The 26,508-nt window shown below is 62.7% G+C and carries 27 protein-coding genes; 10 read left to right on the top strand and 17 right to left on the bottom strand.

Features of this window, described 5'->3' with window-relative positions; translation table 11 throughout:
- Positions 1-29 precede the first annotated feature (29 nt).
- Entirely contained in the window at positions 30-872 is an 843-nt protein-coding gene (locus DB459_RS15570) for a quinoprotein dehydrogenase-associated SoxYZ-like carrier (protein WP_253706159.1), read from the top strand.
- 38 nt (positions 873-910) lie between these two features.
- On the opposite strand, the gene DB459_RS15565 is transcribed toward DB459_RS15570, so the two are convergent.
- Positions 911-1,285, bottom strand: a complete 375-nt coding sequence (locus DB459_RS15565) for a hypothetical protein (protein ID WP_371926752.1) — start codon at positions 1,283-1,285, stop codon at positions 911-913.
- A 65-nt stretch (positions 1,286-1,350) separates the two neighbouring features.
- Between DB459_RS15565 and DB459_RS15560 the strand changes: the two genes are divergently transcribed.
- Complete coding sequence (locus DB459_RS15560; RefSeq protein ID WP_371926751.1) at positions 1,351-1,698, top strand: hypothetical protein; 348 nt, start codon at positions 1,351-1,353, stop codon at positions 1,696-1,698.
- Positions 1,699-1,722: 24 nt separating this feature from the next.
- Here the strand turns inward: DB459_RS15560 and DB459_RS15555 are convergent, their stop codons facing one another.
- Positions 1,723-1,959, bottom strand: coding sequence for a hypothetical protein (locus tag DB459_RS15555; protein ID WP_253706158.1), 237 nt, complete (start codon positions 1,957-1,959; stop codon positions 1,723-1,725).
- Positions 1,960-2,292: 333 nt separating this feature from the next.
- Positions 2,293-2,373, bottom strand: a complete 81-nt coding sequence (gene pqqA, locus DB459_RS27475) for a pyrroloquinoline quinone precursor peptide PqqA (protein ID WP_305884162.1) — start codon at positions 2,371-2,373, stop codon at positions 2,293-2,295.
- Between the two features lie 335 nt (positions 2,374-2,708).
- Here pqqA and DB459_RS15545 point away from each other — a divergent pair, with 335 nt between their 5' ends.
- From DB459_RS15545 to DB459_RS15525, 5 genes are all read left to right on the top strand, one after another.
- Positions 2,709-2,909 (top strand): hypothetical protein, encoded by a 201-nt coding sequence (locus DB459_RS15545; protein ID WP_253706156.1) that lies wholly within the window; start codon positions 2,709-2,711, stop codon positions 2,907-2,909.
- A gap of 248 nt (positions 2,910-3,157) precedes the next feature.
- Entirely contained in the window at positions 3,158-4,234 is a 1,077-nt protein-coding gene (exbB, locus tag DB459_RS15540; RefSeq protein ID WP_253706155.1) for a tonB-system energizer ExbB, read from the top strand.
- Positions 4,235-4,237: 3 nt separating this feature from the next.
- On the top strand, positions 4,238-4,663 hold the full coding sequence (gene exbD / locus DB459_RS15535) for a TonB system transport protein ExbD (RefSeq protein WP_253706154.1): 426 nt from the start codon (positions 4,238-4,240) through the stop codon (positions 4,661-4,663).
- Positions 4,664-4,668: 5 nt separating this feature from the next.
- Positions 4,669-5,487, top strand: coding sequence for a TonB family protein (locus tag DB459_RS15530; RefSeq protein WP_371926988.1), 819 nt, complete (start codon positions 4,669-4,671; stop codon positions 5,485-5,487).
- A 464-nt stretch (positions 5,488-5,951) separates the two neighbouring features.
- Positions 5,952-8,357 (top strand): TonB-dependent receptor, encoded by a 2,406-nt coding sequence (locus DB459_RS15525; protein WP_253706152.1) that lies wholly within the window; start codon positions 5,952-5,954, stop codon positions 8,355-8,357.
- 201 nt (positions 8,358-8,558) lie between these two features.
- On the opposite strand, the gene cbbX is transcribed toward DB459_RS15525, so the two are convergent.
- The 7 genes from cbbX to DB459_RS15490 all read right to left on the bottom strand — a co-directional run bounded on the left by cbbX (position 8,559) and on the right by DB459_RS15490 (position 16,604).
- The gene (gene cbbX / locus DB459_RS15520; protein ID WP_253706151.1) at positions 8,559-9,503 is read right to left on the bottom strand and encodes a CbbX protein; all 945 of its coding nucleotides are present in this window, start codon (positions 9,501-9,503) and stop codon (positions 8,559-8,561) included.
- Positions 9,500-9,925 (bottom strand): ribulose bisphosphate carboxylase small subunit, encoded by a 426-nt coding sequence (locus DB459_RS15515; RefSeq protein ID WP_253706150.1) that lies wholly within the window; start codon positions 9,923-9,925, stop codon positions 9,500-9,502. Before DB459_RS15515 ends, cbbX begins: the two co-directional genes overlap by 4 nt.
- Before the next feature lie 10 nt (positions 9,926-9,935).
- The gene (locus DB459_RS15510; protein WP_253706149.1) at positions 9,936-11,399 is read right to left on the bottom strand and encodes a form I ribulose bisphosphate carboxylase large subunit; all 1,464 of its coding nucleotides are present in this window, start codon (positions 11,397-11,399) and stop codon (positions 9,936-9,938) included.
- Between the two features lie 64 nt (positions 11,400-11,463).
- On the bottom strand, positions 11,464-12,549 hold the full coding sequence (gene fba, locus DB459_RS15505; RefSeq protein WP_253706148.1) for a class II fructose-bisphosphate aldolase: 1,086 nt from the start codon (positions 12,547-12,549) through the stop codon (positions 11,464-11,466).
- Positions 12,549-14,615: a transketolase gene (gene tkt, locus DB459_RS15500; RefSeq protein WP_253706147.1), complete on the bottom strand. Its 2,067-nt coding sequence runs from the start codon at positions 14,613-14,615 to the stop codon at positions 12,549-12,551. Before tkt ends, fba begins: the two co-directional genes overlap by 1 nt.
- Positions 14,616-14,685: 70 nt before the next feature.
- Positions 14,686-15,561 carry a phosphoribulokinase gene (locus DB459_RS15495; protein ID WP_253706146.1) on the bottom strand — a complete coding sequence of 292 codons (876 nt, stop codon included), beginning with the start codon at positions 15,559-15,561 and terminating at the stop codon, positions 14,686-14,688.
- An 8-nt stretch (positions 15,562-15,569) separates the two neighbouring features.
- Positions 15,570-16,604 (bottom strand): class 1 fructose-bisphosphatase, encoded by a 1,035-nt coding sequence (locus tag DB459_RS15490; RefSeq protein WP_253706145.1) that lies wholly within the window; start codon positions 16,602-16,604, stop codon positions 15,570-15,572.
- A 146-nt stretch (positions 16,605-16,750) separates the two neighbouring features.
- Between DB459_RS15490 and DB459_RS15485 the strand changes: the two genes are divergently transcribed.
- The 3 genes from DB459_RS15485 to DB459_RS15475 all read left to right on the top strand — a co-directional run bounded on the left by DB459_RS15485 (position 16,751) and on the right by DB459_RS15475 (position 19,320).
- Positions 16,751-17,713, top strand: a complete 963-nt coding sequence (locus DB459_RS15485) for a LysR family transcriptional regulator (protein ID WP_253706144.1) — start codon at positions 16,751-16,753, stop codon at positions 17,711-17,713.
- 99 nt (positions 17,714-17,812) lie between these two features.
- Positions 17,813-18,184: a hypothetical protein gene (locus tag DB459_RS15480; RefSeq protein ID WP_253706143.1), complete on the top strand. Its 372-nt coding sequence runs from the start codon at positions 17,813-17,815 to the stop codon at positions 18,182-18,184.
- A gap of 296 nt (positions 18,185-18,480) precedes the next feature.
- Complete coding sequence (locus DB459_RS15475; RefSeq protein WP_253706142.1) at positions 18,481-19,320, top strand: hypothetical protein; 840 nt, start codon at positions 18,481-18,483, stop codon at positions 19,318-19,320.
- A 12-nt stretch (positions 19,321-19,332) separates the two neighbouring features.
- On the opposite strand, the gene hpaD is transcribed toward DB459_RS15475, so the two are convergent.
- The 7 genes from hpaD to DB459_RS15440 all read right to left on the bottom strand — a co-directional run bounded on the left by hpaD (position 19,333) and on the right by DB459_RS15440 (position 26,120).
- Positions 19,333-20,250, bottom strand: coding sequence for a 3,4-dihydroxyphenylacetate 2,3-dioxygenase (gene hpaD, locus DB459_RS15470; protein ID WP_253706141.1), 918 nt, complete (start codon positions 20,248-20,250; stop codon positions 19,333-19,335).
- 429 nt (positions 20,251-20,679) lie between these two features.
- Positions 20,680-20,967 carry a hypothetical protein gene (locus DB459_RS15465; RefSeq protein WP_253706140.1) on the bottom strand — a complete coding sequence of 96 codons (288 nt, stop codon included), beginning with the start codon at positions 20,965-20,967 and terminating at the stop codon, positions 20,680-20,682.
- A gap of 448 nt (positions 20,968-21,415) precedes the next feature.
- Positions 21,416-21,916, bottom strand: coding sequence for a Rab family GTPase (locus DB459_RS15460; protein WP_253706139.1), 501 nt, complete (start codon positions 21,914-21,916; stop codon positions 21,416-21,418).
- A complete protein-coding gene (locus tag DB459_RS15455; RefSeq protein WP_253706138.1) occupies positions 21,916-23,595 on the bottom strand; it encodes an OmpA family protein in 1,680 nt (559 codons plus the stop codon). The genes DB459_RS15460 and DB459_RS15455 overlap by 1 nt, the downstream gene beginning before the upstream one ends.
- Before the next feature lies 1 nt (position 23,596).
- Positions 23,597-23,971 carry a hypothetical protein gene (locus DB459_RS15450; RefSeq protein WP_253706137.1) on the bottom strand — a complete coding sequence of 125 codons (375 nt, stop codon included), beginning with the start codon at positions 23,969-23,971 and terminating at the stop codon, positions 23,597-23,599.
- Positions 23,972-24,302: 331 nt separating this feature from the next.
- Positions 24,303-24,959 (bottom strand): response regulator transcription factor, encoded by a 657-nt coding sequence (locus DB459_RS15445; RefSeq protein WP_253706136.1) that lies wholly within the window; start codon positions 24,957-24,959, stop codon positions 24,303-24,305.
- 150 nt (positions 24,960-25,109) lie between these two features.
- Positions 25,110-26,120: a sensor histidine kinase gene (locus DB459_RS15440; RefSeq protein ID WP_253706135.1), complete on the bottom strand. Its 1,011-nt coding sequence runs from the start codon at positions 26,118-26,120 to the stop codon at positions 25,110-25,112.
- Between the last annotated feature and the right edge of the window lie 388 nt (positions 26,121-26,508).

Genomic DNA, 26,508 nt, shown 5'->3' with positions numbered 1-26,508 from the left:
GCAGGACCGCCATCAGAAGGATCGCGACCATGTCGGGCACTCGTCTCATTTCGCTGCTGATCGCCTGTTTCCTTCTGCCGCTGCTGTCGCCCCTTCCCGCGCCAGCCGAGAGCTCTACCGCTTATGATCCCTGGCCGGGGCTGGTGCAGGACATCTTCAACAGCCGGACGATGAAGGACGGTACCGGCCTAATCGCCATCGAGATGCCCGCCCGGGCGGAAGACGCCGCGGTCGTGCCCGTAACGCTCCACACCATGCTGCCTGGCGGCGACACCCGCCGGGTATCGTCGATCACCCTGGTGATCGACCAAAATCCGTCGCCGCTGGCGGCGCGTTTCGAATTGGGACGGGATGCCGCGATCAGCGATATCTCCACGCGGGTGCGGGTCAACAGCTACACCGATGTCCATGCAGTGGCCGAACTAAGCGATGGCCAGCTCTATATGGTCAAGACGTATGTCAAGGCGTCCGGCGGCTGCGCCGCGCCGGCAGCCAAGAACCCCGAGGAAGCCAAGGCAAGGCTCGGCCAGATGCGCCTGCGGCAATTTGCGAGATCCAGTGAAAAGTCCGGAGAAGGCCTGGCGAGCGGTGCGCGTGAAGCCCAGATCATGATCGGGCACCCGAACAATTCGGGCCTGCAGATGGATCAGCTCACGCAGCTCTACATTCCGGCGTTCTTCATCAATGAGATCCACATCTGGCAGGACGACAGCCTGGTGCTGGCGATGGAAGGCGGAATTTCGATCTCCGAGGATCCCAATATCCGCTTCACCTACGTGCCGAACGGCGCCAAGCGCATCCGCGTCGAGGCCAAGGACACTGACGGTCACGTCTTCCAGAATGACTGGAAGGTCGAAGGCTCGGGAATCTGAGGTGCTGCAGACGCCTCATTGCTACCCGTGCCGGCCGTTCAGAAACAACGCACTTCGGCCTCGGCCTGGGCCCGCCGCAGATCGTTGAGGGCGCTGGCGGCCTGTGCGGACGAGCGGAATTCACCGCCGAGATTGCCCCGGACCTGGGACATGCTTAGCACTGTCTCGGCGGTGACGTAGCGGTCATACGGAATCAGTGAGGCAATGACGTCGATCGAACAGGAGCATTGATCGATCGCCTGTCGTGTTTCGCCATTGGCCTTGAGGCAGCCGAAGACATATTCGGCGCGCGCGGAGGTCGGATAATCGTTGAAATCGTCGGCGCGCGCTGCGGCGACGATCGCGGTCGATGCGGCAACGCAGCACATCGCAAGAACCACGACCATCGGCCGCATCGATCTGACAAACTCCATTCTGGTCCTCCCTGCTCTCGCGGATCATAATAATATACCATTCGCTGTTGGCCAGGGAGGCTCCCGTGTTGCCCAAATCCACCGTCGCCGTCGCAGTCCTGCTCGTGACCTCAGTGCCGCTCTTGGCGCAGGGCAAGGGGATCCGGCTTTGGAATCTGACCACCGCGACGATTTCCAGCTTCCAGCTGTCCCCCACCGGCAAGGACAACTGGGGTCCCAACCAGACGCTCAACGACCGAGACAAGGAAGTCGACCACGACGAGCGCCTGCGCCTCACCGGAATCGAACCGGGCCGCTACGACGCCAAGGTCGGGTATCACGACGCACGGCAGTGCATCGTCAGGGATATCGAGATCAAATCCAGCGCGATCGTCACGATCGAAGACAAGGATCTGAAGGACTGCACCAAGTAGCGAGCCGTTTGCACTCGGCCGTCGTCAGCCCGCCGACGCCGGCGCAGCGTCTTCCGCCTTGTCATGGCTATGCGGATATTCGCAGCGCCACCGCACCGCATTCCATTTCGGATGCTCTCCCACCCATTGGGCGATATAGGGCGGCGCCGCCATCGCGCATTGGCGTAGCGATCCGCCATAATTGAACACCAGATGGGTGTCCTCGCAGGTGGTCGGCGACAGCACCGCACAGACCGTAACCACAAGTTCGATCGGGTTCATGCCGTACTCCTCGCAGCGCAACAAAGATACTACAGCAGAAACGGACGGCGAGAGACGAAGTTTCACATCGCGCTGAGGTGAATCGCGAGCCGAATGGCCGGAAACCGGTCCAGCCGAATACCATCGCACCTGTGCTTAATTCGTCCGGATCGCTCCGCGCAACATTTGAGCAGGGAAGGACCGCCTTCACCGAACGACAATAAAATGACGACAATAAAATAGAGCCGGCCCGAGCGCACGCTCGACCAGCTCGTTCCATCCGGGGGCACCACTTATCGTCCGAACGACCGCGGAGGCCGATGCCTCCGCAGCCGAACACATTGAGTCGACCTGTTACTTGCGCGCCGCGCAAGCGTACATGTTGATTTCCAGACCGACCGGCAGTTCGACAATCTTCGGAGTCTTCCAGGCCATTGGGGTCTCCCTCTTCGATGCGTATTGGTTGATCTTGATCGGCGTCCAGTCCCGGCGCGAAGCGCCTGCTGGATAGCCTAGGATCTCGATTGCCGCCGCGCAAGCGGTGCGGCGCCGGCGTTGTCGCCGCGGCGACCAGCCACCCATCCAAATGTCCTGGCAATATCGGGCGTCGTTTCCTTGAGAACGCAGCAGAATTGCCCGCCGGACGCGCTGCCGGTTCCGCGAGCTTCGAGGCACTGGAACTGCGGCCCCGGGCTGGCGCGGCAAGGCTGCAAGCCGCGGTTCGGCCATAGCAAAGACACCGATCAGTGGATCGAGAACCGGACCGCACGGTGAAGCTCATGGACGCCTGCCGGATTCGGGCGGCATTGGCGGAAATGCCTGACCACGGCGGATCATCGCTGAACCACTGCCCCGATGCCCCAACGCCCCCGTCAACGACCGATCTCGTGGGCGAAAACGTCAATGACTGCCGGCTGGCCGCTCAGGGATTATTTCTAGCAATTATCGGGATTTTTTCCCGAAACAACTGATGGCCTTGAAGCCGGGTAGAAGTAGAGGCACCCTGTTCTCGCGTCATATCGTTCTTGCTGCTTTGCCGTTACTTTATCCAGGCGATATGAGACGATTTCAGCACGCGGCGTCGTCGCCGATCCAAGATTCATCGATGAGCCAAACTGGCTCGCGGCATCAGATCGTCGAGGCACGCCGTTCACGAAACGACAGAGGACCTGGATTCAACCAGGGCTGTTGCGGCGTCAGCGGGAGGAGTACTCACAAGATGGACAAGGCGCGGACCCAACACCGAGCCCGAAACCGGCGCGGAAAGCATCTCTCGATTTCGGCGCCGTTGTTGCTGGCCATCGTCGTGTCGCTGATGTCCTTCAGCGCCGTTGCTGAACAGCCCGCTCTCGATGGCGTAACCGCGTCGGGGCAAGCGGCAGCCGCTGTCGAAGCGCCGACGAGCGCCACTGTTGCCCATGACGCCGGCCAGAATGCTCCTCCTCCAGACGCCGCTTCAAACGCCACAGGAAGCTCCCAGCCGCAGCTGGCACGCTCCGCATCGTCTCCCGCCGTACCGGCCCCACAACCAGCCCCGACGCTGGCTAGCGCCATTGGCCCGCCCCCCCCTGCCCTGTCGCCCTGGGGCATGTTCATCCAGGCGGACGTGGTCGTCAAAGTCGTGATGATCGGATTGGCACTGGCCTCGGTGGCAACCTGGACAGTTCTCCTCGTCAAGACCATCCAGTTGCGGGCGGCGAGACGTGCAGGGCGCCGCGCGCTGGCCACTGTTCTATCCGCCCGTTCGCTACAGGATGCGGCGCGCCAGGTCGCGGATGAAAGAAGCGTTGTGGGCCGGCTTCTCGCCGCGGCCGAAGATGAGGTCGAGAAGTCACGAGGCCTTCCAGCGGCCGGCATCAAGGAGCGGATCGCCTGGCAGCTGGAGCGGATCGAGGCCGCAGCCGCGCGGCGGATTGGACGCGGCATGGGGATCCTGGCCACTGTCGGATCGGTCGCGCCGTTCGTGGGGCTTTTCGGTACCGTGTGGGGCATCATGAACAGCTTTATCGGCATTTCGCAGGCTCACACCACGAATCTCGCCGTCGTGGCTCCGGGCATCGCGGAGGCGCTGTTGGCGACGGCTTTCGGCCTCGTTGCCGCCATCCCCGCCGTGGTGATCTACAACGCCTTTGCGCGCTCGACCGGGACCTATCGTTCAGTGCTCGCCGATTCGTCGGTGGCGATCCTGCGCCTGCTGAGCCGCGATCTCGACCGGAACGCTTTGTCGATCGATATCAGGCGCAGCTCGCACACGGCAGCAGGTACGGTGCTGTCGATTGCGGATTCGGCGGAGTGAGCCATGGCAATCCGGCTCGCCAAGCGCGATGAAGACTACGCAGAGACCCATGAGATCAACGTGACGCCGTTCATCGACATCATGCTGGTTCTCCTCATCATCTTCATGGTCGCGGCCCCCCTTGCGACAGTCGATATTCCAGTCAACCTGCCATCGGCTTCCGCCGAACCGTCCCCCCGCCCCGACAAACCGATTCTCGTGACCTTCAAGGCAGACCACTCGCTTGCAATCGGCGACGAGGCGGTCAAGCGTTCCGGTCTCGCCGCAGCGCTCGATGCCGCGACCGGCTCCGATCGCACGCAGCGAGTGCTGCTGCGCGCCGATCAGGCCCTATCCTATGGCGAGGTGATGGAGCTGATGAACCAGCTGCGGAACTCGGGCTATGTCAAAGTGGCGCTGGTGGCTCTGGAAGACCGGAGCAGCCCGTGAGCCTGATGACGGCCGATCCGTTCGAACGGGAACAGGCCAGGGACGCAGTGTTGTGGACGGCGGCTGCGCTTGTGGTTGCCGCCCTCCACGTCGGCTTGGCTCTCGGCTATCTGCTGCTCAGGCCCGCACCGGAGGGACGCGCCGAAGCGCCGGCAATCGATGTCGCCTTCATGCCCGCTGTAAGCGCGCCCGCTCCGCCCCCCCCCGAAGCTGTGCCGGCCGAACCGACGCCGCCGGTCGAGCGGTCCGATCTCGCACCGCCCACGAACGAGCCGGTCGCCCCTCAGGAGGTCGTCGCCGAGCCTGAGCCGCCTCCGATGAAGATTGAACCGGCGCCGCCGCCTCGGTCGGAGCCCGCGCACAATGATCAGATTACGGTCATGCCGCCTCCACCTGCTCACAAACCGGTCTCCAATGATGAAAAGGCTGCAAGAGAACACCGCAAGACCGCGCCTTTGAAACCCGCGGCCGCGCCGGGCAGCAAACCCGCGCGGCTTGCCATGGCGCCCAACCCCGGCGCCGACAGCCAGGGAGCGAGGGCCGGGCGCGCATCGTGGGAAAGCGAACTGGCAGCGCACATTCGCCGCTACGCCACCTATGCCGCCAACGGCAGCACGGAAACCGGCACCGTGCGCGTGGGCGTCACCATCGATCGCAACGGACGGCTGCTATCACGGCGTCTCGCCGGCAGTTCAGGCTCATCGACTCTGGACAGTGCGGCGATGGCCGTTATCCAGCGCGCGCAGCCCTTTCCGCGTTTCCCACCCGGCATGAACCAGGCGCAGATCGCACTCACGATTCCGCTGCACCTGCGGCCGCAGTGAGAGCGGCCCGGCCGCAATCAACGATCCCGAACGTCGCCGTTACCGGACGTAAATGCCCCGGGAGAGTTCATTGCGCCTGTCGGGCTCCGTGCCGATTCTTCCTCAAACGCCGAGTTCTTCGTAACTCGAATCGATCGCCCTGAGACGAAGCGCGAAAATCGAGGACACGTCAAAACGGCATTGCTCTCGGGTGTGGCCGACTTGCATCAGGGAACGACGATTTTGCTTTCGCGGGTCGCGACAACGAATCCGACGACGCTAGGACGCATTCTAATCCACTGAGACTGGATGGCTTTTCAAGGCCCGGGAAACTTTCCGGACATCTTCCGGGAATAATCCCGGTTGCGACTATCCGAGTGACCCAGCAATATTTCAATACTTAACGGTGCAATGTGACCGATGTTCGCTGTTCAGGGCCGAGAGCATTGAACCGCACGATTAAAGAGTGATTGGGGGGGGACGTTTTGGCCAAGCTCAAGGCATTGAAGAGCGCGCTTCTCTTGGGTTGCGCCGTATTCCCGGGGGGGGCGCTAGCGCAAGAGACCCTACAGACCATCGAAGTCGTCGGCGTATCACCAGTTTCCGGCGGAGAGATCGACCGCGAAAAGATACCGTCCAACGTTCAGACAATCGACGCCTCTAGCCTGGACCATGCGAAGACCCCCTCGTTGCTGGACGGCATGGTGACGTCTCTTCCTGGCGTCTCCCTCAGCGATACGTCCGGAAACCCGTTTCAGCGCAATCTCGATTATCGCGGCTTCACCGCCTCGCCAGTTCCGGGAACCGTGCAGGGGCTCGCCGTCTATCAGAATGGCACCCGAATCAACGAAGCGTTCGGCGATATTGTCAACTGGGACACGATTCCAGAGATGGCAATCGCCCGCATGACGATGATGCCGAACAATCCTCTGTTCGGCCTCAACGCCATCGGCGGCGCATTGTCGATCGATATGAAGAACGGCTTCACGTACCAAGGCACCCAAGCCGAGATTAGCGGCGGCTCGTTTGGCCGCATCGGCGGGGGCGCGCAGGCCGGTTACCAGAAAGACAACATCTCGGCCTACGTTGCCGCCGACGCACTTTACGACAAGGGCTGGAGAGACTTCTCGTCGTCATCCCAGATCCGACGCATGTATGTCGACCTCGGCGCGCGCGGCGACCAGACCGAGTTCCACGTCTCCTTTACCGGCGCAGACAACAAGCTCGGCGCCGCTGCCGCCACACCAGCGGATCTGCTGACTCAGCGATGGTCGAGCGTCTATACTTGGCCGCAGACGACCCACCTTCAGTTGGCCTTCCTGCAGGCGAATGGAAAATGGACGCCCACGGACACGTTGTCCGTTCAAGCGAATGCGTATTTCCGCAGCTACCGTGCGAGCCATGTGGACGGCAATGGCACCGACGCCCAGGCCTGCGATGCCGGAGGGCCACTGGACGGACAGCTCTGCATCGGCGATGGCGCGACGCCGCTCAATCAGAACGTCGCGATCCTGAATACGCTTCCCGCCAATTCCGCGTTGGGCGCGATCGACCGCAACTCGACGAAGTCAAACAGCTATGGCGGGTCGCTGCAGGCGACCAGCACCGCGCAGCTGTTCGGACATGATAACCACTTTGTCGTGGGCACCAGCGTCGATCACGGAAACACCCGATTCCAGACATCATCCGAGCTCGGCACGGTCGATCAGAACTTTTTCGTGACCGGCACCGGCGTCTTCGCCGATCAGCCCTTGGCCGACATATCCCCGGTCAATCTCAACGCCAAGAACACGTATATCGGCGTGTACGCGACCAACACCTTCGACATCACGTCGCAGCTGTCCTTGACGGCCGGCGGACGCTTCAACTACGCACAGATCGATCTGCAGGACCTGACCGGCACGAATCCACTGCTGACGAGCAACAACAACTTTCAGCGTTTCAATCCTGTGATCGGCCTGACGTACCGGATTGCACCCAATGTGACCGCCTATGCGGGCTATTCGGAAGCCAATCGAGCGCCCACGCCGCTGGAGCTCGGCTGTTCGGATCCGGCTAATCCCTGCCAGATCGACAATTTCCTGATCGCCGATCCGCCGCTCAAGCAGGTGGTGTCGCAGACGATCGAAGGCGGCGTACGCGGCGAACTCTCCGGCGGCGCAGCAGCCGCGGATCCTCTTCCGCGCAAGGCGCCGGCCAAAGTCATCGAGAACGGCTGGCGGTTGCGGTGGGGACTCGGCCTGTTCCGCACGGAAAATTTCGACGACATCATCAGCGTCGCAAGCGCCGTGGTGCCGAACTTCGGTTATTTCCAGAACGCCGGGACCACACTGCGCCAGGGCGTCGAGGCAAAGGTCAACTTTGCCTGGAATCGCTGGACCGCCTACGCTAACTACACCTTCGTGGACGCGACATATCAGAGCTCTCTGACGTTGTCCGGTGTGAACAATCCGATGGCGACCATCGACCCCGTCACCGGCGCCAGCATCATCAACGTCACGACCGGAAACCATATTCCAGGAATTCCCGCGCACCGCCTCAAGCTTGGCGCGGAATACGCCGTCACCGATGCCTGGAAGCTCGGCGCCGACCTCAATTATGTCGGCAGCCAATATCTGATCCACGACGACTCCAACCTCAATCCGAAGGTCCCTGCCTATTGGGTCGTCAATCTGCACTCCTCCTACCAGGTGACCAAGAACGTCGAGGTGTTCGGGCTGGTGCAGAACCTGTTCAATCAGCGCTACTATGCTGCGGGCACGTTCCTGAGCACCGCCGGCTTCAACAACTCGACACCCGGAGGGGCCAACCTGTTCGCGTTCAATGATTCGCGCACGTTCCTGCCGGGCATGCCACTCGCCGCCTATGGTGGGATAAGGGCAACGTTCTGATACAACGTCGCAGCTCGCCAACTGGCGGCAGAACGTCCAGGCAGCGGCATATCTCCTGCCCGGCGCCGCGCTCGCTTCGCTGCGGCCGGCGCGCTTGTGTCTGGATGAGAGGCATTGCTCGGGCAAGAAGGCAAAAAAGAAATGGCGCAGGAGCGGAACCGCCCTGCGCCCAAGTCTGGAGGAACCTACCGAAGCCCTACGTCAATTCGTCAGTGTACCGCCCGGCTTGCCGCGGCCGAAGTGGAAGACGCGGCTTGCCAGGATATCGCTCGCTTGAAGCTCGCTGACATCTTCGGGCGTGAGCGTGCGGTCGAGATCGGAGACGAGGCGATTGGCTTGGCGCAGCCGAGCCCGGTCGATCGCGTTGCGGATCGACCGCGCGTTGGAGAACAGCGGCTGCGACCGCCGCAATTCGATATAGCGGACGAAGGCGTCGCGAGCGCCGTCGCTGAAGCCATAGTTCAGGTCGCGCAGCATGAGCTCGGCGATCGCCAGCAGCTCGTCATCCGTATAGTCGGGAAACTCGACGTGATGGGCGATACGTGAGCGGAAGCCGGGATTGCTGGCGAAGAACTTGTCCATCCGATCGCCATAGCCGGCCAGGATCACCACCAGGTCGTCGCGCTGGGTTTCCATGACCTGGAGCAGGATTTCGATGGCCTCCTGACCGTAGTCCCGCTCATTGTCCGGACGATACAGATAATAGGCCTCGTCGATGAACAAGACGCCACCCATGGCGCGCTTGAGCACCTCTTTGGTCTTCGGCGCGGTATGGCCGATATACTGCCCGACCAGTTCGTCGCGCGTCACCGAGACCAGATGGTCGCGACGGATGAAGCCCAGGCGATGGAGAATGCTCGCCATGCGCTGGGCCACCGTGGTCTTGCCCGTCCCCGGATTGCCAGTGAAGGACATGTGCAGGGTGGGCGCCTGGATCGCCAGCCCCATGCGCTTGCGGATGCGCTCGATCAGGAGCAGCGCCGCGATCTCGCGGATGCGCGTCTTGACCGGGGTGAGACCAACGAGGTCACGATCGAGCTGATCGAGCACCTCGTTGATGCCGACTTCCTCGAGTTCGCGGCGCAGGTTGACCGCGTCGGGGACGGCGACGCCGTCCCCTGCGCTCGCCAGCGCCGATGCGCTCATGAGTCGGCCCCCAGCCGGCCCTCGGGCCGATCGATGGCGTAGGAGGTGGTGGTGTAGCGGATGTTGCGCCCGCCCATCTCCTGGCGCTCAAGCCTGAAGCCGGGCTCGTTCTTCGGCCGGTTGACGATGAAGGACAGCCTCACCGATTCCCAGCCATGGCTGGAGTCGAATGCCGAAAGGCGGATGTAGCGGTCGCCGTGGATCTTGCGGCAGGCCGTGAGCTCCATCATCACGCCCGCGGCGTCCCGAAGGTCGAACATCGGCAGGCCCCACATCTCCCAGTAGCTGCTGCGGGGATGAGGGTCATCGGTGAATTCGAGATTCACCGCCCAGCCGTTGGCGAGACAATACTCGACCTGACGAGAAATCTGCTCGTCGGTGAGGTCTGGCAGGAACGAGAAGCAGCCTTGAGTCAAACGCATAAAATCCTCCTCAGATCGAGACGCCGGCGGTGGGAACGAAGTCGGGCGTATCGGTCGATTCGTAGTTGAACGTGACGTCCTTCCAGACCTCGAGCGCAGCCCGCAGCGGCGTGCAGCTTGCAGCCGCCTTGGCGAGAATCTCAGGCCCCTCGTGCAGGTAATCGCGCCCCTCGTTGCGCGCGAGTATCATCGCCTCGAGCGCCACGCGGTTGGCGGTCGCACCCGCCGCGATGCCCATCGGATGGCCGATGGTGCCGCCGCCGAACTGGAGCACGACGTCCTCGCCCAGAAGGTTGAGCAGCTGATGCATCTGCCCGGCGTGAATGCCGCCCGACGCCACCGGCATCAGCTTGTTCAGGCTCGCCCAGTTCTGGTCGAAGAACACGCCGTGCTCGAGGGTCGCCGGATTGAAATCCTCGCGACAGATATCGTAGTAGCCCCGCGTCGTGGCTGGATCGCCCTCCAACTTGCCGACCACGGTGCCGGCATGGATGTGGTCGACGCCGGCGAGCCGCATCCATTTGGCGATCACCCGGAACGACACGCCGTGGTTACGCTGCCGCGTATAGGTCGAATGGCCGGCGCGGTGCAGGTGCAGGATCATGTCGTTGCGGCGCGCCCATTTGGCCATGGACTGGATCGCGGTGTAGCCGATCACGAGGTCGATCATGACGACGACCGAGCCGAGCTCCTTGGCGAATTCGGCGCGCTCGTACATGTCTTCCATGGTCGCGGCAGTGACATTGAGATAGCTGCCCTTGACCTCGCCGCTCGCCGCCTGGGCGCGATTGACCGCCTCCATGCAGTAGAGGAAGCGCTCGCGCCAGTGCATGAAGGGCTGCGAGTTGATGTTCTCGTCGTCCTTGGTGAAATCGAGACCGCCCTTGAGCGCCTCATAGACCACGCGGCCGTAATTGCGGCCGGAAAGGCCGAGCTTGGGCTTGATGGTGGCGCCGAGCAGCGGCCGGCCGAACTTGTCGAGACGCTCGCGCTCGACGACGATACCGGTCGCCGGCCCCTGGAAGGTCTTCACATAGGCGACCGGAAAGCGCATGTCCTCGAGCCGCAGCGCCTTGAGCGGCTTGAAGCCGAAGACGTTGCCGATGATCGAGGCCGAGACGTTGGCGATCGATCCGGCCTCGAACAGGTCGAGGTCGTAGGCGATATAGGCGAAGTACTGCCCCGGCGCGTTCGGCACCGGATCGACCCGATAGCATTTCGCCCGGTACTTCTCGGCTGCGGTCAGACGATCCGTCCACACCACCGTCCAGGTCGCGGTTGAGGATTCGCCGGCGACCGCGGCCGAGGCCTCGATCGGGTCGACGCCATCCTGCGGCGTCACCCGGAACAGCGCCAGGATGTCGGTGTCCTTCGGCTGGTAATCGGGCTCCCAATAGCCCATCTTCTTGTATTCCATCACGCCGGAACGGTAACGCTCCTTGCCGCGCAGAGTCATGGTCGGGTGCTGGTTCATGAAACGCTCCTCGCTTGCTGCCTCAAGGCGGCAGCGGACATTGTCTTTCAAGGTCTTTGAGATTTCAGGCCGCGGCGCTCGCGATTCCCGAGGTGGACGGATCGAGTGCACCGGAGGCGTAGCGCCGGGCCATGGCCGCGAGCGGCAGCACCTTGATCTTCGACGCCTGACCCGCCGTGCCGAACTGTTCGAAACGCCGGCGGCAGAGATCGCGTAGCGCGTCCATGGCCGGCTTGAGGAATTTGCGCGGATCAAATTCGCTTTTGTTCTGTGCGGCGACGCGGCGAAACTCGGCGGTCATCGCCAACCGGCAGTCGGTGTCGATATTCACCTTGCGGACGCCGTGCCGGATGCCGCGGACGATCTCCTCGACCGGGACGCCCCAGGTCTGGGGCATCTCTCCGCCATAGGTATTGAACATGTCCTGCAGCTCCTGGGGCACCGAGGACGATCCGTGCATCACCAGGTGGGTGTTCGGCAGCCGCCGGTGGATCTCCTCGACCACGTCCATGGCGAGAATTTCGCCATCGGGCTGGCGCGAGAACTTGTAGGCGCCGTGGGATGTCCCCATGGCGATGGCGAGCGCATCGACCTTCGTCGCCCGCACGAATTCGACCGCCTGGTCGGGGTCGGTCAGCAACTGGTGCCGGTCGAGCTGCCCTTCGGCGCCGTGACCGTCTTCCTGCTCGCCGCTGTTGTGCTCGAGCGAGCCGAGCACGCCGAGCTCGCCCTCGACGGAGGCGCCGATCCAGTGGGCCATGTCGACCACACGCCGTGTCACGGCGACGTTGTAGTCGAAATCGGCGGGGGTCTTGCCGTCGGCGCGGAGCGAGCCGTCCATCATCACCGAGGTAAAGCCGTAATTCAGCGCCGTGGCGCAGGTCGCCTCTTCATTGCCGTGATCCTGGTGAAGGCAGATCGGGATCTGCGGATGGATGGTCTCCAGCGCCGCGATCATGTTGGCGAGCATCACATCATGGGCATAGGCCCGGGCACCACGCGAGGCCTGAATGATCACCGGCGCGTCGACCGCGGCGGCGGCGTCCATGATTGCCAGCCCCTGCTCCATATTGTTGATGTTGAAAGCCGGCACGCCGTAGCCGTGCTCAGCCGCATGATCGAGCAGTTGCCTCAAGGTGATCTTCGCCATCACATCCTCCTTTCGATTGCGGTGTGCGACGCCGATCGCGTCACGGGTTTCGATGCAGCGTGCTTGATCGCACGCAATGCGGCGGCGGCGACCTGCTGGGCAGTGATGCCGAATTCGCGATAGAGCACGTCCGCCGGTGCCGAGGCGCCGAACGAGGTCATGCCGACGAACTCACCGTCATCACCGAGCCAACGCGCCCATTCACCCTCCACGGCGGCCTCGACGCCAACCCGCGGCGCGGCGCCGAGCACTTCGGCGCGATACTCGGCCGACTGGCGGCGGAATAGCTCAAAACAGGGGGCCGACACCACCGCGGCGCTGACGCCATGTTCGGCGAGGCGCGCCGCCGCATCGAGCGCGATCGCGACTTCCGAGCCGGTGGCAATCAGCGTGACGTCGCGGCCGCTGTCCGGCTCGACGACGACATAGGCGCCGAGTCCGACCATGTTGTCCCGGCCCTGGATCTCCCGGAAGGTCGGCAGCGCCTGGCGCGACAGGCACAGCACCGAGGGCTGGGCCACCTGCAGCGCGCAATCCCAGGCTTCCGCGGTTTCGACCGCGTCGCCCGGCCGAAACACGAGAAGGTTGGGAATCGCCCGCAGCGCCGCCAGATGCTCCACCGGCTGGTGGGTCGGTCCGTCCTCGCCGAGCCCGATCGAGTCGTGGGTCATCACGTGGATGACGCGCAGCCCCATCAAGGCGGCGAGGCGGATTGCCGGCCGACTGTAATCGGCGAAGGCGAGGAAGGTGCCGCCGTAGGGGATGAAGCCGCCGTGCAGGGCAATGCCGTTCATGGCCGCGGCCATGGCGTGCTCGCGGATCCCGTAATGCAGGTAATTGCCTTCGAAGAAGTCCGGCCGCACCGGCCACTGGCTCTTCGCCCGCGTCAGATTCGAGTGGGTCAGATCGGCGGAGCCGCCGAGCAGATTGGGCAGCGACGGCGCGATAGCGTCGAGCACCTGCTGGGATGCCTGCCGCGTTGCGATCTTCGGCTGCTCGAGGCCGAAGCGGCCGCGGATCTGCGCCAGCGCCTCGTCATAGTCACCCGACAGCTTGCCCGCGAGCACGTCGCGGAAGCGGTAGCGCGCCGCACAATCGAGCTGCTCAACCCGCGTCGTCCAGTTCTCCCGAGCGATGCGTCCGCGCGCGCCGATCTGCCGCCACCGCGCCAGCACCGGCTCCGGCACCTCGAACGGCGGATAAGGCCACTGCAGCGCCTCCCGAGTCCGCGCTATCTCCTCGGGGCCGAGCGGCGCGCCGTGGATCTTTTCGCTGCCCTGCCAGGCCGGCGAGCCATAGCCGATCACCGTGCGGCAGGCGATCAGCGTCGGGCGATCGCTGGCGCGCGCCTGCTCCAGGCCTTGAGCGATCGCTTCGGGGTCGTGGCCGTCGATCCGGAACGCCAGCCAGCCGGCGGCCTTGAAGCGCGCGATCTGGTCGTCCGAACAGGACAGCGACGTCGATCCATCGATGGAAATCTGGTTGTCGTCATAGAGCACTGTCAGCCGACTCAGCCCGAGATGACCGGCCAGCGAGATCGCTTCGTGGCTGATGCCTTCCATCAGGCAGCCGTCGCCGGCGAGGACATAAGTATGGTGATCGACGAGCTCCTCGCCGAACCGGGCCGCCAGCAGTCGCTCGGTCAGCGCCATGCCGACCGCAGTGGCGAGGCCTTGGCCGAGCGGACCTGTGGTGGTCTCGACGCCGACGGTGTGGCCATATTCGGGATGACCCGGCGTCGCCGACTGCCACTGCCGGAACGATTTGATCGCCTCGATATCGACGCTGTCGTAGCCGGTCAGATAGAGCAGCGCATAGAGCAGCATCGAGCCGTGGCCGGCGGACAGTACGAAACGGTCGCGATCGGGCCAGGCTGGATCGGCCGGGTCGAACTTGAGAAAGCGCGAGAACAGCACGGTGGCGACATCCGCCATGCCCATCGGCATGCCGGGGTGGCCGGACTTGGCCTTCTCCACGGCGTCGATGGCGAGGAAGCGGAGGGCATTGGCCATGTCGCGGTGAGAGACGTCGGTCTCGATTCCGGCGGGCTGCGTGATGATATTCATGTCAGCGTCTCCGCATCGCGATGGATGTGTTCACAGGTCCCTCGTCAATTGTGGCTCTGGAGATGATGGTTCACTTCGCCGTCCGCTTGCGCTCGATGAGTTGCAGGATCAGCGGCGTGAGAATGAGCTGCATGGCAAGATCGAGCTTGGCGCCGGGAATGACCACGGAGTTCGCCCGCGACATGAAGCTGCTCGGGATCATCGACAGCAGATAGGGAAAGTCGATGCCGCGCGGATTCTTGAACCGGATGACCACCATGGATTCGTCCGGCGTGGGTATCCAGCGCGCGATGAAGGGGTTGGAAGTGTCGACCGTGGGCACCCGCTGGAAATTGATGTCGGTCTCGGCGAACTGAGGACAGATGTAATGGATGTAATCGGGCATCCGGCGCAGGATGGTGTCCGTCACGGCCTCGGTGGAATAGCCGCGGGCGCTGCGATCGCGATGCAGCTTCTGGATCCATTCGAGATTGATGACCGGGACGACGCCGATCTTGAGGTCGGCGTAGCGCGCCACATTCACCTTGTCGGTGACCACCGCGCCATGAAGCCCCTCGTAGAACAGGAGGTCGGAATTCTCCGGCAGGCACTGCCATTCAGTGAAGGTGCCCGGCGGCACGCCGTGCACCTCGGACTCGACGTCGTCGTGGACATAGTAGCGCGTCCGGCCCCGCCCGGTTTCGCTGTAGTCGCGGAACGTCGCCTCGAGTTCCTCAAACAGGTTGGTGTCCGGGCTGAAGTGGCTGAAGTGCTTGTTGCCACGTTCCGCCTCCTCCGCCATCTTGACGCGCATCTCGGTGCGATCGAAGCGATGAAAGGCGTCGCCCTCGATATAGGCGGCCTCGACCTTCTCGCGATGGAAGATCTGCTCGAAAGTGCGCTTCACCGAGGTGGTGCCAGCGCCCGACGAACCGGTGATGGAGATGATGGGATGCTTGCGCGACATGGCTGACCTCACGCCCTGAACAGGCCGCGCCGCGCAAACAGCGGAGCGACGCGCGACGCCGCAGCGGGGTCGTTGTGCAGGAGTTCGATGTGGCGGACCTTCTCGATCGAGCCCATCACCAGCGGCACTCGCTGATGGATCGATCCCGGCAGAAGATCGAGCACCCGGCTGCGACCGGTGACGGCGGCGCCGCCGGCCTGCTCCATGATGAAGGCCATGGGATTGGCCTCGTAGAGCAGCCGCAAGCGACCCTCGCCATAGCCTTCACGCCCATCGCCCGGATAGAGGAACACGCCGCCGCGGCGCAGGATGCGATAGGCTTCGGCCACCAGCGAACCGATCCAGCGCATATTGAATTCCTTGCCACGCGGACCATCGGCGCCGGCAACGCATTCGTCGATGAAGTCGCGCACCGGCTGATCCCAATGACGGTAATTGGAAGCGTTGATGGCGTACTCCGCCGTGGTCACCGGCACCTGCACCTGGCTGCCGATCCGACGGAAGACGCGCTCCTGACGGTCGAGGGTGAAAATGTCGACGCCGTCGCCGACGGTGAGGACGAGCGAGGTCTGCGGCCCGTAGATGACAAAGCCGGCGGCCAGTTGCTCGCTGCCAGGCCGACTGAAGGCGGCGACGCCGCCGCCGGCCGGCATGATCGAGAAGATGGTGCCGACCGAGACATTGGTATCGATATTGGATGAGCCGTCGAGCGGGTCATAGGCGATGGCAATCGGAGCTGCGGCATCGCCGCGCTCCGCCTCGACGGATTCCTCCGACACCAGGGCATCGATCGGGATCGGCCGCAACGCGGCGCGAATCAAGGCATCGACATGGAGATCAAGGTCGGTCTGGGCGTCACCGTCGGCATTGCGACCGCCCTGGGCGGCGCCGGTAATACCGGCCAGCGAGCCGTGACCGATGAGTTCCGAGATTTCGATCGCCGCGGCGGCGATGGCGTTCACAGCGGAAGCCACCGTGCGGCTGCGCGCATCCTGCGCGGCGTAGGACCTCGTGTGTTGAAACAGCGTTGGCGCCTGTCCCATCGGTCGCGTTTCCCCTTCATTGGGTTCCGCCCCGCGAGGCCGTGCTATCGCCTCGCCTAGGGTCGGATCACCGGGAAGGATGTTGACGCGGCACGGCAAATAAGGGAAATTTCGATTTATTCGGTCTGACAAAAGATTTATTTATAATGGCCAGCCGCATCCGCGACATCTCGATCCGGCAGCTCCGTGCCCTCGCCGCCCTGGCCTCCCAGGGCAGCATCACGGGGGCGGCCCAGCGACTCCATTTGACCCAGCCGGCGGTGACGCTGCAGCTGCGCAATCTCCAAGGGCTCGCTGGGCTGCCGCTGACCCAGCGCACGGCCGACGGCATGCAGCTGACCGAGGCAGGACGCGAGGTACTGGCGCTTGCCGAACGGATCGAATCCGCGCTCGAGGCCTGCGAGACCGCCCTCGACATGCTGGCGGGATGCAGCGCCGGACGCGTCTCCATCGGCGCTGTCAGCACAGCGAAGTATTTTGTCCCCTTCGCGATCTCGGCCTTCTCACGCAGCCATCCCAACGTCGACGTCACCCTGTTCACCGGCAACCGCGAGGAGATCATCGAGGCGCTGCGGGGCTACGAACTCGACTTCGCCATCATGGGGCGGCCGCCAGCCGACATCGACATGAATGTCCACCCGATCGGCGATCATCCGCATATCGTCATCGCCCCGACCGGTCATCGCCTGTCGCGGCGGCAGCGGCTCAGCCTCCAGGATCTCGCCGGCGAAACCTTCCTGATGCGCGAGCCCGGCTCGGGCACTCGCGGGCTGACTGAGCAGCTGTTCGCCTCCGCCGGCGTCCAACCGATCATCGGCATGGTGATGAGCAGCAACGAGACCATCAAGCAGGCGGTGATCGCCGGCCTCGGCATCGCGCTCATTTCCGCCCACACGGTCGCATCCGAGCTCGATGAGCGTCGGCTCACCATGCTCGATGTCGAGGGCCTGCCGATCATGCGGCAATGGTATGTGCTGGCGCGCAAGGACAAGGTGCTGCTGCCACCGGCACAGGCCATGCTGCAATTCCTGTCGTCGGAAGGCTCGCGCTTTCTACCAAAGCTGCACGGCCGCGTGCGGCTGACGCGGACAACGGCACCGCGGCACTAGCCGCTTCCACCATCAAGCGCCATCGGGATTGCGTTGGATCAATTCATCACCGAGCGGCGGTGCCAATATATAACATACTACTTTTGTCAGGAGGCCTCCATGATGAGCAAGACTCCGGGTTCGACAGCCAGTGCGAAACGATCATTACTTTTCGTTGCAAGCCTCTTTATCATAGCGACGGCTGATGTTTCGGGCGCGAGTTCATCGGCCCAATCGGCCGGCGCTCCAAGCGAGCCTGGGACGAACCAGTCGATGATGCTGGCTGAGGCGATGCCGGCGACCAAGCTGGCAGCAGTGAAGAAGACGAGTGCTCCGCACGGGGCGAAGCGAAAATCAGGAAAGAGCAAATCAGGAAAGACCTGGCTCAACCCGCAGCCCGAGCCGCCCAGCCCTGCCAAAGGGGGCAAGACCTGGCTGAACCCGCAGCCCGAGCCGCCGCGGCCGGACACCCAGACGAAGAGCCCGCACTAGTGTGGCGTCTCGCAATTGCCTATGCCCTTTGCGGCAAGCCCCTGTAGGCAATTGCGAGACATGAGCCACACTAGCTTTTTGATTTTGCTAGTGTCCCGATGTCTCCGAATGACCGTGCGAGGGTGAGGCAAACGAAGCGGTAATTCGGAGACCGGACACTCGTTGTAGAGTGCGGCCGACCCATCGGCGGCGCAAACGGGAGCAGGTCGTCTGCGCCGCGCGTCGTTCGGGGCCCATTCCCGCTGTCGGTTCGAGCACGATGCTTCCGCAGCCATGGCTGTGCTACAACACAAGCCATGGCATTGCTGCTGATCGGCGCGACTCTTGCCGGCGCCTCATGGTTCGTCGCCTGGGGCCGCTTCGGCCTCTTCACCGAGTTTGCCTTCTTTCCGCTGTGGCTCGGCTACGTCCTCACCATCAACGGTCTCTCCCAGATCGTCTTCGGCAGGTCGCTGATGACGTCGATGGGAAGATCCTTTCCTGTTCTGTTTGCGATCTCGGTACCGCTGTGGTGGTTCTTCGAAGGCATGAACGCCATCGTGCACAATTGGCATTATCGTTTCGCACAACCGATCTCGACCCTCGACTATATCATGCGCGCCTCGATCGATTTCTCCACCGTCGTTCCGGCGGTGCTGTCGACGAGCCATCTCGTCAATCTGATACTGCAAGGACATTTTTCGCCACCGTCGTCACGCGGCGATGTCTCCCGACCCGCCCTCGCCTGGACGGTTCTTGGCGGCCTCGCCTGCTATGCCCTGCTGCCGGCGTTTCCCAACGAGACCTATCCGCTGGTGTGGATTGCGCCGATCCTGATCCTCGAGCCGCTCGGATTCGCGCTGCGCTACCCGACGCTGCTGTCGGACATCCGAGAATGCGGCTGGCGGCTGACCGCGGCGGTCATGATCGCAACCACCGTGACCGGGGTCTGGTGGGAGATGTGGAATTTTTATTCGCTGCCGAAATGGACCTACACCATTCCCTATGTCGGGTTCTGGAAGGTGTTCGAGATGCCGCTGCTGGGCTATCTCGGCTATCCGGTCTTCGGCATCGCCGTGTTCGGCTATGCTGCGATCGCGCTCAGGCTGATTGCGCGTCAGAATCTGCGGCGGATCTTTTCGCCATCTCGCCTCTGAAGCCGGCTCCGATCAGAGCCGCCCGCCGGCGAGCGCCGGCGCGCTCGGCATGCCGACGCCATCGAGCTGGCGCGGCATCGGCGACACCGGGAAGACCGCATTGATCTGGCCGGTCCCGGAACTGGGGAAGAACGGCGTCACGACCTCGACACCGCGATCGTAGTTGCGCCAGCCGAGCGCGCCGAGCAGCATCGCGGTGTCGTGCATGAAGCCTTCACCGTGCCCCTTGGCGGCATATTCGGGCAGCATGTCGCAGAAATCCAGCCACTCCGCCTTCTGCCACATCCGGATCACCTCGTGATCGAGATGCTCGAGAAACGGGCTGAACATCTTGTTGCGATACTCGTCGGCGGTGCCGTTCTGGGCGAAGCGATGACTGAGCGAGCCACTGGCAAGGACCGCGACCGTGCCGTCGTATTCGTCCTCGATGGCACGCCGGAACGCCCAGCCAAGCCTGGCGCTGTCCGACAGGTAGTGAACAGTACAGAGCGCGGACACGGAGACGACCTTGAAATGGCGATCGCCATTCATGTAACGCATCGGCACCAGCGTGCCGTATTCGAGCGGCAGCGTCGTCGCCGGATGGGCCATGGTGGCGACGCCGTGCCGGTTAGCGGCTGCAGCGAGCAATTCGCCGAGCTTCGGATTGCCGTCATACTCATAACCCATGTTCGAGATGAAGTGCGGCAACTCGTTGCTGGTATAGACACCGGCAAAATGCGGCGCGCAATTGATGTGATAGCCGGCATTCACCAGCCAGTGGGTGTCGAACACGACGATGGTATCCACCCCCAATTCGCGGCAACGCCGCCCGATCTCGACATGGCCGTCGATCGCCGCCTGGCGTTGCCCCTTGCCCGGGCCATCGAGCTCGCTGAGATACATCGAGGGGACATGGGTGATCTTCGCCGCCAGTGCGAGCTTGCCCATCACGCCGTCTCCTTAGCTGGCCGGGAATGTCCATTGAGGCGGAGCGGCGCGGCCGCCGGCGAGCGCGCCAGGCCACACACGGATGATCGACCGCGCCCTGCGAAAGGCATCGCTGGAGGTCCTTGGGCGTTTCCTGAACCCGTCTTGAGATTTACTTAACATGTTAAGCGGATCGGGGCAACACGCGGTCGCGACGGGATGGAGCAACCGCGGCACGCGACGGAACGGCACGATGATGCCGGTCGGCCGCACGAGCATCGGCGCTGCCGGAGGCCGGCTCGAGGACGCAATTGCGACCGGCAGTGTCACATCGGAGGGCGACAAAGGGAAGCGCTATCGCCTTTCCCCACACCCGACAGACTTGCGCAAGGCACTCGGCTTGCCCGGCCCTTCCGCTCGCCACGCAACGGGTCGCGCATCGACCGCGTCTCAGCCTTCGTGCCGGCCTGGTTCGCACCGCGCGTCGAAATGCGGTGTTTCTCGCCAGAATAGATAAAGCCAGCCCGTTGCTCGGTGCGCCTCGGTCTTGAGAAAGATCTTATCGCAGCTCGCCAGATACTTCAGCATTCGGCGAACGGACGTCTGGGTCCAACAATCGTGCTTCAGCCAAATCTCGCGTGATGACATCGCATTGTCCTCGCCGATCGGCACATCCGACAACAGCGCCTGCAACGAGGTTTCCTGGTATCCCTCTGTTTTTACGCTACTCAATTCCATTCTGGAATTCCCGCTGCTTGTGCGCGTACACCAAAGACATCGAGAGCGCATTAAAACTGCGGCGGGATGGGGAATCCATCGACGGAGACGAATACGACTTGTCCTGGAATGCCCAACGAATGGAGGACGATTCAGGCCCTCTCGACGACCGTCGTCGACAAACGACGGGCCATCCTCCCGGGCCGGAGGGGTGAACTCGAAGGACTACCGGCAATGACGCTCGTTTCAGCATTTGAGTTCTTCAAACGCGCGTCAGATCCAAAACCACGCTAGAATCGTAATGACACCAGTGTGGCGTCTCGCAATTGCCTACCGCCTTTGCGGCAAGCCCCTGTAGGCAATTGCGAGACATAAGCCACACTAGCACTTTGATTTTGCTAGTGTCCCGATGTCTGCGAATGACCGTGCGAGGGTGAGGCAAATGGAGCGGTAATTCGAAGACAGGACACTAGAGCGACCTGCGGTGAAGCGCTGCCGCGAGTTCCGCGATGCTCACGGCAACACCGGTGCCGGTCTTCGCGCTTACAAGGTCGACGTGCGAGCGATCGGCGATGCCGATGTTTTTGCAGTCGGCGGCGAGCAGATCGGCCTTGTTGATCACCGCTCGGTAGGGGCGACCTGGAAACCTCGCCTCGAAACTCGCCGCAAGCTCGATCATGCGCGTGACCGTTTGCGGCCGCGTCCCGTCGGACACGATGATGGCCGCGGTGGCACCGGTCACATATACCGTGTCGAAGATCTGGGTGCCGAAGTCACCGTCGGTATCCCAAAAGACGATCCGTACGAGCTCGCGCTCGCCCCCCACGTCGAGCATGACATCATGGGTCAAGATCTCGACCCCGAGCGTCGTTTTGTATTGGCCCTCAAACCGATCAAAGACGAGGCGATACATGATCGACGTCTTTCCGACGCCCATGTCGCCAAGAAGCATGACTTTTGCCGTCAGCATCAGCGCCGCATCTCGTCGCGAAAGACGTTCTCGAACGTGACACGGCGGTTTCCCCCGAGCATCGCTCCGGCCTGATCCATAATCGGCACCGAGGACGATCGCGACACCACCGCGAGCCGCGCAGGATCCACTCCCATGGACTTGAGTAGTTCCACGACCTTCTCCGCTCTGCGCCGGCCGAGCTCTTTGTTGCCGGCGGCGGAGCCGGTCTCGTCGGCGTGGCCGACGATCCGGACCGTCAATTCATTGCCCGCCAGGATTTCTGCCAGATCCCGGGCGTCACGAACAGCCCGACCGTGATCAAAGAACTCCTCCCCGTTGCTGAAGAAAATGGCAGTCGACCGTATAAAGCGTTCCAATCGCTCAACCGGGCCGCTTACTGCAGATCGCAACTCCGTGACCTGCTGTTCTCGCGTTCTCTCCTCGCCTGCCAGTCGCTCACGCAAGTTGCTGAACTCCATCTCGATTGCTGCCGACTTGTGCAGGAGGTCGGATAAGGAGCGTTGCGCCGCGAACTCCTGCAATCTTCGAAGATCTCCTATTTGTGTGACGACCTGATATGGCGCGGCGACGGCTGCAAGCCCCTTGATGACGGGATCGAGACTCGTCCGATCGGGCGCGATACCGGAAACAAAGACGCTCCCGCTTTGATGATCGAACTTCAATCGCAGCGGGAACCCGGTCAGTGTCGGCTCGTTCGCGGCCAAACGGATGAACTCGGCCGTCGTCCTGCGCTCGATCATCATTCGTTGCGCAAAAAAGGTTCCGAGCCAGACCGTGCCCAGACCGCAAAGGGCCAGCAGGCCGATCAGCACCATCCGGCCTCGACGGCTGGAAGCTCGCCGGCCAAGAGACAGTTCGACCGCGCTCGCCAGTGCCGCAAGTGCTGCACGACCGCTCGGCTTTCCTTGATCGATATTTTCGACCAGGTCGAAGAAGAGAGAGCTGATCTTGGCATCGTCGGCCGGACGCATGACGCCGGCGAATTCCGCGGCAAGGATCGTTCGCGGCGAGGACCGCAGGACGATTTCACGGCCGCCGAAATCCAAGGCTTGAAGAGTTCCCTCGCCGGCAAGCGCCTGGACCGAGAACTCCATGATGGCCGCGATCATCGCGCTCAGCAGATCGGCCCGTTCGATCGGGGCGTCACTGGGCCTCCAGTCCGCGACCAGGCGCCCACTGCCCCGTTCGATCACCATCAGTCGCAGGACTTTCGGCCGGCTGCTTTCAGCGACGATGTGCTCGCTGACCGGACGTCCTGTCAGCAAAGACCTGACTTGGGAGATCCACAGATCGACGGACGTCATCGCGCCGATGCGCCGCTCGACGACGGCGATCATCTCCTTGAAGGCATTCGCGACGGCCGCCCTGACGAGGCGCCCCGTAATCGGATAAAGCGCGTCGACCATCAGGTCGCGAGAATTTCTGATCTCGCTTCGAATCGAAGACAGGATCAAGGGCGCCACGGCGGCAGCAAGTTCGCGCGGCCGTTCGATTTCCGCGTTCCTGAATGCGCCGATCAGGATTTCGGCGGTCGCCTGCTCGAGGCGTGCGGCATTGCCGACATATTGTTGAAGAGACGCGATGTCCGCCTGCAGAGACGTGAGATGCTCCCTCTCCTGACGAAAGAGCAGCATCTTGAGCCGATCGAACTCGCCGTTTTCCACGGCAGGCATCATGTCAGTTGGCTTCCGCGCTATCCAACTGGCTTAAGAAAGTTCCGATCTGAGAGATCGCCGCCCCGACGTCCCTCATGGATTTGAGCCGCCTGCGTTCGGTTTCAAGCTCGAGGTTCGACAGCCTGGTTTCGAGGGCCGTGATCTTCTCGAAGAGATCCGTCCGCAGCTGCGCAACAGAACCACGCATTTCATCGCGCAGCTCCGACAGATCCTTCTCGAGCGAGCGCTGGGTACCGCCGAACAGAAGATCGCGGATCTGATCAATTGCCGAAACGTCCTGAACCCGCGCGTCAGAGACGTCCGCCATCGAGTCGGACCGCGCGTTCCGATCGCCACTTCTTCCCGCTTTGGCCAGATTTCCGGTGCTACTTTTCATTCGCTTCAACGTCCCTCGCTCTGCCCTTGATCTTTCGGCAGCCCACCTGCCGGCAGCGATCACCTTGCTGCGGCGCGATACACTAACCGAAATGATAAGTGAACCACTCTTCGAACGGAAGCAGCGGCGCGATTGATTAATTCAATCCGACATTCATTTCATATTTCGTTCCGTGAGCATGCAGCAAAATCAAGTCGTCGTACCGCGGAGCGATTCCGACAGGCGAATACAATTATTGCGAGAATATAATTCTTGATGACCGCAATACGCGCAAACAGCCGGAGGGTGCGCCGGTGAGAGGCAGCCGCTCAGGCCGAGCCGGTGCTGGATGTTACTGCGTCACCGATTTGACGATGAGGGCTGCTCGATTCTTGACTTGGCACTTGCTCAGAATCACGCTGACGTAATTCTTGACCGTTCCTTCGGCGAGCCTGAGTTCCTGGCCGATTTCGGCGTTGCTTTTGCCTTCGACAATCAGCGTGAGAACCTCGTTCTCGCGCTCGCTGAGCTCTGCGCGCCGTGACGGGCCAAGTTGAGGACCGGCGCGTCGCAGACGCTTGAACTCCTCCAGAATTCGCATGGCGATCGCCGGCGAGAGCTGCGCCTGACCGTCCAGGACGGCCCTGACCGTCCTGGCAATCTCATGCACCGGGCTTTCCTTGAGGATATAGGCACTGGCCCCGGCGCTAATGGCCTCGAAAATGAGATCGTCAGAAGCGAAAGTGGTCAGAACGATGACTTTCGTGTCCGGAAGCTCCTGCAGGATCCTCCGGGTGGCGAGGACGCCATGAACGCGGGGCATCTCCAGATCCATCAAAACGACGTCCGGGCGATATTGTCGCGCGAGTTGCACGGCGCGCTCTCCATCGGGCGCCCGAGCAACGACCTCGAAGAGAGGATCTTGCTGCTCCAGCAGGATGCCAAGGCCGTCCCGAATGATCGGCTGATCGTCCGCAATGAGAACTCGCACCCTCTCAGGGCTCGTCACACACAGGTCTCCTTCGCAACGCCGGCTGGGCGGAATATCGGTTCCAGTCTCCTTCGGTCAAGCGAGCGACGAGGTGATGCCAAGGGCTCAAAGAGCCGCTCCCGCCGATCGATTCCGAAACGGGCGGCACTCAAACTTCCCGACGTCTCTCTACAGTTCACCGCCGGAATATCCCGATTCAGCAACTGGCAGCGACAGCCGCACGGATGTCCCTTCTCCGGGCCAGCTCTCGACGGAACAGCGCCCTCCAACCAGCTCCGCGAACTCCTTCATTCCGATCAACCCATAGTGGTCCGGCGCCCGCGATGCGACATCAAATCCGCGACCATCGTCGCGGATCTCGATCTCGAACGCGCCGGAGGTACAGTCCCCGCTCGCCCGAATCCAGACTCGCCTTGCACCTGAATGATGCTCGATATTCCTGAACGCTTCGGTGGCGACCCGGTCGATCGTCGTGCCATGCCGGGCGATCCCCTCGCGCAGGCTGTCGTCAACGTCGATCTGCACCTCGATCTCGCTTCGCCTGGCGAATTCGGTGGCTATCGCCTCAAGACCCAGGACCTGGACCCGCTCATTGGGCAGCCGCAAACGGGCGATCGCCTGACGGGCGCGCGCCAGACCGGTAACGGCGGCCTCCTCGGCGGCGGCCAAACGGCTCGCCACCGATCCGGGATCGGCCTTGTGGAAGTGCCGGGTCAGCCGAATCTGCATCAGCAATCCGACCACCGAATGCACCAGGGTATCGTGGAGATCCCGCGCCAGCCGCAGGCGCTCTCGGGCCAGCGAGGCAAATCGCACCTCCACGCTCGCCGCCTCGAGCTGCTGTTCGATCAGCCGGCGGGCCCGCCGCTCGCTGCCGAGCAGCCGCTCCACTTGCAGCGCCGCGAAATCGGGCGTGACGATCAGCAGGTAGTGGGACTTGGCCGCGATCCAGATGATCACCACCGTGACCGGATCGGCGAGGCCGAGAGATGCTCCCCGAATGCCCGGCAGCGCTATGTTCCGCCTGCGTCCCTTCGCCAGGGACGCCAGCTCCAGCTCCATCCCGGCGAGCGGAATGCAGCTGCAGCAATCCTTGCCGATCGACGGTAGCCACTCCGTCAAAGGTCCGAACTTCCGACTGACAACCCTGTCGGCCTCGATGATGGCGAGCCCGATCACATCGATTTCGGCTGAGCCGAGCAATTCCTCGTTCAAATCAATCATCGGTCAATCAACTGTCGGTCGACGCCACATGCCTCAATACCCGCCGGGAGTAACATGGCATCCCGTTGCAGCTGGCATCATTGCGAATGTTAGAATTAAAGGACCACTTAGCAACATCAATCTTCTGGTGGAGGCCGGCCTGACCTTTGTTTCACGAGCCCCGCGTCCAGGCCGGTCACGAATATCAAATCCACTGCACCGGTGCCGAGACATACGAACGTTTGGAAACGGGACACTAGTGCGGTGGATCTGACGCTCGTTTCAGCATTGCAGCAAGTTCTTCATACGCGCGTCAGATCCAAAACCGCACTAGAATCATATTGATGCCAGTGTCCCTTTGGTT

It is taken from the genome of Bradyrhizobium sp. WD16 (assembly GCF_024181725.1).
Classification (GTDB): Bacteria; Pseudomonadota; Alphaproteobacteria; order Rhizobiales; family Xanthobacteraceae; genus Bradyrhizobium_A.
Note: the sequence above shows the minus strand (reverse complement) of the source record. Positions and strands in the feature narration are given on the sequence as shown.